8 protein-coding genes are annotated in these 9,842 nt (G+C 73.7%); 5 read left to right on the forward strand and 3 right to left on the reverse strand.

The features are described 5' to 3' along the window. The first annotated feature begins 398 nt into the window (after positions 1 to 398). Both ACFVU9_RS19635 and ACFVU9_RS19640 read left to right on the forward strand, forming a co-directional pair. Positions 399 to 2,318 carry a glycosyltransferase gene (locus ACFVU9_RS19635; RefSeq protein WP_387594775.1) on the forward strand — a complete coding sequence of 640 codons (1,920 nt, stop codon included), beginning with the start codon at positions 399 to 401 and terminating at the stop codon, positions 2,316 to 2,318. A gap of 11 nt (positions 2,319 to 2,329) precedes the next feature. Beyond that, positions 2,330 to 3,091, forward strand: coding sequence for a polysaccharide deacetylase family protein (locus ACFVU9_RS19640; RefSeq protein ID WP_387594778.1), 762 nt, complete (start codon positions 2,330 to 2,332; stop codon positions 3,089 to 3,091). Positions 3,092 to 3,158: 67 nt separating this feature from the next. Here ACFVU9_RS19640 and ACFVU9_RS19645 read toward each other — a convergent pair whose 3' ends face one another. Beyond that, complete coding sequence (locus ACFVU9_RS19645) at positions 3,159 to 4,010, reverse strand: hypothetical protein (protein WP_387594781.1); 852 nt, start codon at positions 4,008 to 4,010, stop codon at positions 3,159 to 3,161. A 282-nt stretch (positions 4,011 to 4,292) separates the two neighbouring features. On the opposite strand from ACFVU9_RS19645, the gene ACFVU9_RS19650 reads away from it, so the two are divergent. Then, positions 4,293 to 5,261: a LuxR C-terminal-related transcriptional regulator gene (locus ACFVU9_RS19650; protein WP_387594784.1), complete on the forward strand. Its 969-nt coding sequence runs from the start codon at positions 4,293 to 4,295 to the stop codon at positions 5,259 to 5,261. A gap of 127 nt (positions 5,262 to 5,388) precedes the next feature. Beyond that, positions 5,389 to 5,700 (forward strand): hypothetical protein, encoded by a 312-nt coding sequence (locus ACFVU9_RS19655; RefSeq protein WP_387594787.1) that lies wholly within the window; start codon positions 5,389 to 5,391, stop codon positions 5,698 to 5,700. 141 nt (positions 5,701 to 5,841) lie between these two features. Here ACFVU9_RS19655 and ACFVU9_RS19660 read toward each other — a convergent pair whose 3' ends face one another. Both ACFVU9_RS19660 and ligA read right to left on the reverse strand, forming a co-directional pair. After that, positions 5,842 to 6,636, reverse strand: coding sequence for a putative protein N(5)-glutamine methyltransferase (locus ACFVU9_RS19660; protein WP_387594789.1), 795 nt, complete (start codon positions 6,634 to 6,636; stop codon positions 5,842 to 5,844). A 236-nt stretch (positions 6,637 to 6,872) separates the two neighbouring features. Beyond that, positions 6,873 to 8,921: an NAD-dependent DNA ligase LigA gene (gene ligA, locus ACFVU9_RS19665; protein ID WP_387594792.1), complete on the reverse strand. Its 2,049-nt coding sequence runs from the start codon at positions 8,919 to 8,921 to the stop codon at positions 6,873 to 6,875. Between the two features lie 259 nt (positions 8,922 to 9,180). Here ligA and ACFVU9_RS19670 point away from each other — a divergent pair. Continuing rightward, positions 9,181 to 9,842, forward strand: a 662-nt coding sequence (locus tag ACFVU9_RS19670; protein WP_387594795.1) for a dienelactone hydrolase family protein, incomplete at its 3' end; no start/stop codon positions are given.

The following is a 9,842-nucleotide window of genomic DNA, read 5'->3' on the forward strand; positions in this document are numbered from 1 at the left end:
CATGGCACACCGGTCGATCACCGGGGCAAGCACTGCCGCCTCGCGGGATTCCACGGGCGAGCGGCGGGCGGACAGCGGGCGAGCAGGTACTCGACAAGCGTCCAGCAGGTACCCGACAAGCTTCTACAGCCCTGTAGACAGTCGGGCCAAAAGCTGTAGAGTGAGCGCCGGTTGAACGACGGCCACCGCCGCCCGGCCGGTCCGGGACGGCCCGTGGGCGTCGGCGTTCCGTGCGCCGCCGCCGCGCGGCACGGGCCCGGCCGCGCCGCACTCGTCGGCCTGCCGAGCACCCGCCGCGCTCCATCCCGACGCACAGTTCCCGCAAGCCCCGACGGCGGCACCAGGCGCCGGAGGCCGCCCCGCCCCCTACCCCGCCATCGCGAGAAGATCGGCCGACCGTGTCGCAACCCCCAGACCTCCGGGAGGCACCGGCGCACCACGCCGCCCCCTCCTGCCCGCCCGGTTCCACCACCGGGCGCGTCGTGATCGTCTCCGCGAGCGTGGGCGCAGGGCACGACGGGGCTGCGGCCCAACTCGCCCTTCGGCTCTCTCATTTGGGCTTCTCGGTCGACCGCCACGACTTCCTGGACCTGATACCCGCCGGCTTCGGGCGACTGGTCTCGGACAGCTACCGGCTGCTGCTGACCATCGCCCCCTCCGCCTACCAACGGATCTACTCGGCCACCGAGAACGCCGGGCGTCCGGGCCTCATGATCCGGCTGATGCAGCGCAGCAGCCACCGGCGACTCCTGCGCCGGCTGCCGCCGGACACCCTCGCGGTGGTGGCGACGTACCCGCTCGCCGGGCAGGTGCTCGGCACCCTGCGCCGCCGGGGACGCCTCGCGGTGCCCGCCGCCGTCTACCTGACGGACTTCTCCGTGCATCCCCTGTGGGTGGCTCCCGGTGCCGATCTGCACCTGGCGGCGCATCCCGTCCCGGCCGGGCAGGCCCGCGAGCACGGCGCCGAGCGGGTGGTGGTCTCCGGCCCTGTGGTCGATCCCCGGTTCACCCCGGCCACCGACGCCCAGCGCAGCGCCGCCCGGGCCCGGTTCGGCCTCCCGGCGGACGCGCCGCTGGCGCTGCTGGTGGCCGGCTCCTGGGGAGTCGGCGAGGTGGCGAAGGTGGCGGCCGAGATCCGTGACACCGGCGCGGCCGTGCCGGTCGTGGTGTGCGGGAAGAACGGCCCCCTGGCGGCGCGGCTGCGGGCGGACGGCATCGAGCACGCCTTCGGCTGGGTCGACGACATGCCCGGCCTGATGCACGCCTGCGACGTGCTGGTGCAGAACGCCGGCGGCCTGACCTCCCTGGAGGCGTTCGCCTGCGGCCTGCCGGCCGTCAGCTACCGCTGCATACCCGGCCACGGCCAGACCAACGCCGCCGCCCTGGACGAGGCCGGCCTCGCCCCCTGGATCGAGGACCCGGCCGACCTCAAGCCCGTCCTCGCCGCCATGGTCGACGGCATCACCCGGCGCCGGTACCGCGAGGCCGGGCTGGCCCTGCACCGCGAGGCGACCGGCCCCGCGAACGCCATCGCGGCCGTCGCCGAGCAGTACGCCGCCGGCCAGTACGCCGCCGAGCGCTCCGGCGCCACCACGACGTCCCCCACGACCCCCCTGGCCCCCGCGATCCCGGCGCAGCGGCGCCATCCGGGCCGGGCGACCACACCCGCGCCGCGCCGCCCCGTCCGCAAGCTCGGCCTCGCGGCCGCAGCCCTCGCCGCGACCGCCTGGCTGGCCACCGGCGGCACCCAACTCGCCGTCGCCTACGGGGGATTCGACACCGTCGACCCCGACCACACCGGCCGGGCCTACCTCGTCGTCCACCCTCCGCACAACGGTCGCCTCGACGACGCGACACTGCGCACCCTGGTGGCCGAGAAGGCGGCCGTCTCCATCGACGCGGCCGAGGCCGCCGCCGACCCCGGCGAGGTGCGCCGCCTCGCGAGCGCCGGACTCACCGTGGTCAACGCCGGCTACGGCCCGCCGTACGCGACCGGGATCGTCACCCGCCGCGACTCGGTCGAAGCCGGTGCCACCGCCCTGCGCGCGGCCACCGGTGCGGCCGCCAGGTTCTTCCTCTCCGGCACCGACCTGGACGCCCTCGACCTCGGCCTGGCCGCCTACCACCACGAGCACGTGGTGGTCCCCGACGCCCGGGTCGCCTGCGGCAGCTCCACCACTCCCGCCGTGCGGCCCGGTCAGGTCGTCCTGGTCGAATGCGGCGACGCCCACCCGGCGGACCTCTCCGCCACCCTGCGCCGCCTGGCCACCACCCCCCACCGGCTCCCGCGCCTCGGCGCGCTCACCACCCTTTCCTGAGGCCGTACTCGATGAAGCCCCGCACGCTCCTGCGCATCGGCACCGCCGCAGCCGCGCTCACCGCCGTCCAGGCGGCCCCCGTCATCTCCACCTTCGGACCGCTGCGCAACCGCCTGATGCCCCGCCTCGCCGGGACCGGCCGACCCGACCACGTCGCCCTCACCTTCGACGACGGCCCGGACCCGTTCTCCACGCCGCACTTCCTGACGATCCTTCAGAAATACGACGTGCAGGCCACGTTCTTCCTCCTCGGCTCGATGGCCGACAAGTCCCCGGGCCTGGTGCGGGAGATCGCCGACGCCGGCCACGAGATCGCCGTGCACGGCTGGGCCCACCGCCCGCTGCTGCTGCGCGGCCCCCGCGCCACGTACCAGGACCTGCGCCGCGCCCGCGACACGATCACCGACCTCACCGGCCGGGCACCGCAGTGGTTCCGGCCCCCGTACGGCGTCATGACCACCGCCGCCCACTTGTCCGCACGCAGGCTCGGGCTCACCCCCGTGCTGTGGACGAGCTGGGGCGAGGACTGGACGAGCCGCGCCACCGCCGACTCGGTCCATCGCACGGTCACCGCCGACCTGCACGGCGGCGGCACGATCCTCCTGCACGACTCCGACTGCACCTCCGCCCCCGCCGCCTGGCAGTCGGCCCTCGGCGCCCTGCCCACCCTCCTCGACCACTGCGCCGCCAAGGGCTGGCAGGTCGGCCCACTGCGCGACCACGGCCTCCCGAACACCCCGGGCCGGCCGACCCCCGGCACGGAAGCCGCCTGAACGGGCAGCCCCGGCGGGCCGGCGGGAGCTGCCGGCCCGCCGGGCCAGGCCGTTCGCCGGTGCTCCGTCACCGGCGGGCGGTCCGGCGGCGGGCGGCCACGAACACGCCTGCACCGACGGTGAGCAGGGCGGCGCCGCCGACGCCGTAGGCAAGCGTCCGGCCGCCGTCGCCGCCGGTTTCGGCCAGGCTCCCGTCCGGCACGATGGAGGCCGATGGCGAGCCCGCGCCGGTCGGCGCAGCACTCGACGTGGCCGTCACGGTGACGCTCGGGCTCGGCGCGCCCGTGGTCGTGGCCGTCGGGCTCGGTGCAACCGTCGTGCTGGCGGTCGGACTGGGTGTCGCCGTGGCCGTCGCGGTCGGGCTCGCTGTTGCCGTGGGAGTGGCTGTCGGTGAAGCGGTCGGCTCGGGCTCGCAGGAATGGCCGCCGTTCCAAGCGGAGATCAGGTCCCCGTAGATGACGCCCTCAGGGTAGTTCGGCAACGGATTGTCGACACCGTCGAACTTCCGGTCACCGCGGTACAGGTCGAGTTGGCCGAAGCATTTCGGCAGGTGGGCCGATACGTCCAGGGACGCCCGGGGGTTGTCGGCGGAAAGTGCGGCGGTCGCCCAACCGAGGAAGGCCTGCTCGCCCGACGAGGACCACGTCGGGCCCTCGGAGTCGTAGGAGGCCAGCGAGACCTTGTAGACGCAGCCGGCGTCGGGCTTCCCGACGAGTCGGACCTCGATGACCCCATGCGGCTCGTTCATCCGGCTGCCCCTGGTCCAGGTCTTGCCCCCGTTGACGGAGTACTCGACTGCGAGCGGCTTGCACGCGGGTGCCTCGGCGGCCTGGGCCGGGCCCGCGGCGACGAGCGGAATGCCGGCGACCATGCCGAGGGCGGCGAGCCCCGGAATGTGACGAAGATACGTATGACGCACGAAAGAACCTTCTGAATAGTGCCGGTACTGATGAGTCCCCTTGCCTCCACTCCCTTGAAGGCCGGAACGAATCTATTGGCATACGAACGGGAATCGATCCGCACGACTGCCGCACTTGCTGCAGAACCCGCGTGCAGGTTCCTGCACCGCACGTGACATTGGTCCCGGCCACGATGGACCGAGGCCCCTTGGGCGCCCCGGGTCCCCCCTTGCAGGATCTGTTCTCGACGGCGGCGCCCGGCCTGGACCGCCGTTCTGTTCCGACGAGTTCCCGGGAGTCCGATGAACGGCAACGCGCTTGCGGCGCTGGGCGTGAATGCCCAGGAGGAAGCGGTCTACCGCCTGCTCCTGCGCTCCCCCGGAATCGGATTCGCCGCGATCCGGTTCGGCTGCGGGATGGACCAGGATGTCGCCGGGACCGCCGTCGCCCGGCTGCGGGACCTGGGCATGGTCAGGGAGATGCCCGGCCGCGGCACCTTCAGCGGCAACGATCCGAGGGCCGTGGTCGAACGGCTGGCACGGCGCCGCGTCCACGGCCTCCAGAGCGAGATCCGGCAGGTCGTCTCCTCGCGCCACGTGGTGGACGTCCTGCTGGACGACCAGCGGCAGGGGCAACGGGGTCCGGCCTTCGACCTGCAACGCGTCGAGGGAATCGACCAAGTGGTCGCGTGCATCGACGAGTTGTCCTTCTTCACCCGCGAGGAGCGGCTGACCACCCACCCCGGACCGATCATCACCGCCGCCCTCGATTCGGTCCGGAGCTCCGACCTCAAGTGCCTGCGACGCGGCCTGCGAATGCGGACCATCCTCCACACCAGCGCGCTCGACCGCCCGGAGGTCGGCCTCCTCGCGAGGGAACTGGCGGAGCAGGGCGCCGAAGTACGGGGCACGGCGGGTCCGCTGGAACGGATGGTCATCTTCGACCGGCAGACCGCCGTGGTGGCGGTCGACCCGCACGACATCACCCGCGGCGCCCTCGTGGTCCGCCAGCCCGGCCTGCTGGCGAACCTGCTGGCCTTGTTCGAACGCCGCTGGTCACAGTCCTGCCGGGTCGAGGAGCGACTGCCGAGCGAGACCGAACGACAGATCCTCCAGGCGATGGCCCGCGTCGACAAGGACGAGGCCGGAGCCCGCGAACTCGGCATGTCGCTGCGCACCTACCGCGGCCATGTCGCGGCGCTGATGCGCCGCCTGGGAGCATCGAACCGGTTCCAGGCGGCGCTGGTGGCCCGTGACCGGAACTGGATCTGACGCGCCACCGCCGACGGTGGCCGAGCGACGACGCCGGAGCACCGCGCCAAATCCGGTGACACGCGCGTGCCGTACGGGGAGACTGACGGCAGACGTGCACAAGCAGTCGAAGGCCGAAGGGCGAGCAATGGCACTGGTGAAGAAGGGCTCCCGTCGCATCGTCGTCGACGGCGTCGAGTACCGCTGGCGACTGAGCAGGAAGCACTGGTGCTGCGACTTCGACGCCAGCACCCTGGCCTACATGGTGGAGGACGCGGCCCGGCCCGGCACGACGCTCGTCGTCGAGACCGGTCGGCCGTCCGTTCTCGCACCGAGCCTGGTGCCGGCCGAGGTCGTCCTGCCGCGCGAAGTCACCGCAGGCATTCGGGCCGCGCGGTCGAACGGCTGGACGCCCACCTCCAACGGCTCGCCGTTCAAGCTGCACCTTTCCGCCGTCTGACCCGGCCGCACCCCGCCGGCGCGTTAGTGCTCGCACGCGGAGATCGAGCGGGAGCCTCGTTTGCCACCGGCGCACGCGGATATTGGCGGAGCGGGAAGTCTGCAGTGCCGATTTCCCACTCCGCCATCATCCGATCCGCCGTCAGCAGCGCCGAGTTGCCGTGATGACGGTGGCGTCCAGGTCCTCGTGGTGGGAGGCGGTGGCGCGCAGCCCGGTGTCCCTGGCGATGGCGAGGGCGGCCGGGGTCTGGCGTTCGCTGGTCTCGAAGAGGAGCGAGCCGCCGGGGGCGAGCCACTGCGGGGCGTCGGCGGCGACGCGGCGCAGCACGTCGAGGCCGTCGGCGCCGCCGTCGAGGGCGGGGAGGGCTTCGTGGAGGCGGGCCTCGGGCGGCAGGAGGCCGATGTCGGCGGTGGGGACGTACGGGACGTTGGCGAGCAGGACGTCGACGCGGCCGCGCAGGCCGGCGGGCAGGGCGGCGAAGAGGTCGCCCTGGTGGACGTGCCCGCCGTACGGGGCGAGGTTGCGCCGGGCGCAGCGGACGGCGGCCGGGTCGACGTCGGCGGCGTGGAGCTCGACTCCGCCCCGGGTGGTGGCCGCGAGTCCGGCGCCGAGGGCCCCGCTGCCGCAGCACAGGTCGACGACGACGGCGTCGGGGCCGGTGAGCGCGGTGGCCGTGGCGACGAGGTGCTCGCTGCGGCGGCGGGGCACGAAGACGCCGGGGTCGACGGCGATCCGCAGGCCCGCGAACTCGGCCCAGCCGACGACGTGTTCCAGCGGACGCCCTTCGGCCCGGGCCCGCACCATCGTGGCGAGCTCGGCCGGGGTGGCGGCGGCGCTGAGGAGGATCCGCGCCTCGTCCTCCGCGAAGACGCAGCCTGCGGTGCGCAGGCGCGAGACCACGGAGGAGCGGAGGGTTGCGGAAGGGAAGACCGACAAGGAGAACCTCTTGAGGGAATCGAGAAAAGCTGAACGACTCCGTCAGGGCCCCGTCGGGGCTGTCGCCGTGGGACGGGACGCGCCCGCGCCTTATGCGCGCGACGCGCCGTCTCTGCGACCGGACCCGGGGAGCACCCGCTCGGACGTACCGGTAATGGGTCTCACCTCCCTGGATCGCGGTCCTGTTCGACGTCGGTCACCCTACCGCACCTCTGCGTAACCGGGGTCCGGTTCGGTCACTCCAGGAACTCGGCGACCACGGCCGCGAACTCCTCCGGGGTGAGGATCCGGATGCCGAGCTCCTCGGCCTTGGCGCGCTTGGAGCCGGCCTTGTCGCCCGCGACGACGAGCGTGGTGCGCTTGGACACCGAGCCCGAGGCCTTGCCGCCGGCGCGCTCGATGAGCTCGTTCATCGCGTTGCGGGAGAGGTCCGCGAGGGCGCCGGTCATCGCGCCGGTGACGACGACGGCCTCGCCGGCGAGCGGGCCCGCCGGGGCCTCGCCCCCGCCGGTGGCGGCGGCCGGCGCCGTCGGCTCGGTGACCTCCAGGCCCACGCCCTGGGCCGCGAGCCTGTCCAGCAGCGGTGCGACGTCGGCGAGTTCGGCCACGATGACGGCGGCCTTCTCCACCCCGATGCCGTCCACGCCCGCGAGCGCCTCCGCGTCGGCGGCCCGGATCGCGGCCATGCTGCCGAAGTGCGCGGCCAGGCGGCGGGACATTGTGCGGCCGGTGCCGCGGATGCCGAGCGCGCAGAACACCCGGTTGAGCGGGCGGACGCGGGCCGTCTCCAGGGCGGCGAGCAGGTTGTCGGCGCTCGTCTCGCCCATCCGGTCGAGCGTGAGCAGCTGCTCCTTCGTGAGGGTGAACAGATCGGCGATGTCGTTGACGAGGCCGCTCTCCACCAACTGCACGGCGCGCGTGCCGCCGAGGCCCTCGATGTCGAGCTGGTCGCGCCCGGCCGCGTAGATCACCGAGGCCACGGCCTGGCAGCCCCTGCCCCGCACGCAGCGCCAGCGCTGCTCGGACGTGTCGATCGCGTCACCGCAGCGCGGGCACACCTCGGGGAACGCGATCGGCTGCTCGGCGCCGGTGCGCTCGTCCACCAGCGGCGCCTCCACGCGCGGGATCACGTCCCCCGCGCGGTAGACGAACACCTGGTCGCCGAGCATCAGGCCGCGGCGCTCGATGTCCGCCGGGTTGTGCAGCGTCGCGTACGTGACCGTGACACCGTCGATCACGACCGGTTCGAGGACGGCGCGCGGCGCGATGATCCCGGTGCGACCGACGTTCCACTCCACCGCGAGCAGCCGGGTGACCTTGTGCTGCGCCTGGAGCTTGCGGGCCACCGCCCAGCGCGGCGCGCGCGAGCCCGAACCGGCCTCCTCCTGGTCCGCCACCGCGTCCGCCTTCACCACGACGCCGTCGATGCCGAACGGCAGCGCGGCGCGCAGGGCGGCGATCTCGTCGATGCGCCGCTGCGCCTCGGCCAGGCTCGCGCAGCGGCGGGGCGCGGCGTCCGTGGTGGCGGCGGTGTTCGCGCCGAGCTCGGCGAGCCGGGCGAGGAGGGCGGCGTGGTCGAGGCCGGGCAGGCCGAGGGCGTCGTAGGCGAAGAACGTCAGCTCGACGCGGTACGGACGGTCCTTGGCGCGCAGGGTGCCGGCGGCGCCGCTGCGCGGGTGGGCGAAGGGCGTGGCGCCGTGGGCCGTGCGGACGGCGTTGGCCTGCTCGAACTGCTCGTGGGTGAGCAGGACTTCGCCGCGCAGCTCGACGTCCAGCGGCCAGGCGAGCCGGGCCGGCAGGCCGAGGACGGCGTCGGCTGCATGCGTGATGTCCTCACCCGCGAGGCCGTCGCCCCGGGTGAGCACCTGGGCGAGCCGCCCGGCCCGGTACCGGGCGGCCACGGCGAGGCCGTCCAGCTTCGGCTCGACGCACCAGGCGGCGACGGGCCGGCCCAGGCGGCGTTCCAGACCGGCCGCCCAGGACTCCAGCTCCTCGGCCGAGAACACGTTGTCCAGCGAGAGCATCGGCACGCTGTGCGGCACGTCCCCGACCGCCGCCCCGCCCGCGACCTTCCCGGTCGGCGTCTCGGGCAGCACCTCGTCGGGGTGCGCCAGCTCGTACGCCTCGATCGCGCGGACGAGCGCGTCGTACTCGTCGTCCCCGAGCGGCGTGCCGCCGTCGGCGTAGTACGCGGCGGCGGCCCGCACGGCGGTGGCGACGGCGTCGGTGTACGCGTCCGTCGAGGTCAGGGCGACAGGGGAGGCCGTGGAGGCGATGTCCTTCATGACGCCATCATGGCGAGTGGCACTGACATTCGACCCGCCGAGACCGAGCCCGACCGCCTCGACGGCGGGCCCCGGGCCCGCGCGAAAAACGCTTTGGTGGACCGCGGCGGCCGCTGCTAACCTGCCGGAGGCCGTGCGAGAGAACGAGGAGGTGGTACCCGTGAACGCAGATTCGACATGGGTGCTCTCCTCCGGGGTCACGGTCGGACGATAGGTCGTCCGGGAGCGCCGTTCCAGTGCACTCCCGAAAGGCACGACCATGCAGTTCACCTCCGAGCAGCGCCTCGACAACGGCGTCCTCGAACGCGAATTCACCCTCGGCCAGATCCCCGGCACCCTGTGGACGCCCGGATCCGCGCCAGCTCCGCTGATCCTCATGGCCCACAACAACGGCCTGCCCAAGAACGAGCCCCGGCTCGTGGCCCGGGCCCGGTACTCCGCTTCGCAGGGCTACGCGGTGGCCACCATCGACGCGGCCGGGTGCGGTGGCCGCCCCCGTTCCGCCGCCGACGACCGGGCCCGCGCCGACCTCCGCCGGGCGATGCAGGCCGGCGAGCCGGTCGACGGGATCTTCGAGTCCTTCATCGGCCCGCTGGTCGAGAACGCGGTCCCGGAGTGGCGGGCCACCCTGGACGCCCTCCTGTCCCTGCCCGGGATCGACGGACCGGTCGGCTACTCGGGCTGGACCGCCGTCGGCATCCGGCTCGCGGTGACCGAGCCCCGCATCGCCGCCGCCGGCTTCTTCGCCGGGGGCTACGTGCCCCTGGCCCAGCGCGAGGAGGCGCGGCGGATCACCATCCCACTGCTGTTCCTGCTCCAGTGGGACGACGAAGGGAACCCCCGCCAGCGGGCTCTGGACCTGTTCGACGCCTTCGGCAGCACCGAGAAGACGATGCACGCCAACATGGGCGGGCACGTCGG

This window comes from Kitasatospora sp. NPDC057936 (assembly GCF_042887525.1).
Taxonomy (GTDB): Bacteria; Actinomycetota; Actinomycetes; order Streptomycetales; family Streptomycetaceae; genus Kitasatospora.

Excerpts from the sequence above, each read along its gene's own strand:
- ACFVU9_RS19640 (WP_387594778.1), top strand. The coding sequence starts at position 2,330 with ATGAAGCCCCGCACGCTCCTGCGCATCGGCACCGCCGCAGCCGCGCTC.
- ACFVU9_RS19650 (WP_387594784.1), top strand. The coding sequence starts at position 4,293 with ATGAACGGCAACGCGCTTGCGGCGCTGGGCGTGAATGCCCAGGAGGAA.
- ACFVU9_RS19655 (WP_387594787.1), top strand. The coding sequence starts at position 5,389 with ATGGCACTGGTGAAGAAGGGCTCCCGTCGCATCGTCGTCGACGGCGTC.
- ligA (WP_387594792.1), bottom strand. The coding sequence starts at position 8,921 with ATGAAGGACATCGCCTCCACGGCCTCCCCTGTCGCCCTGACCTCGACG.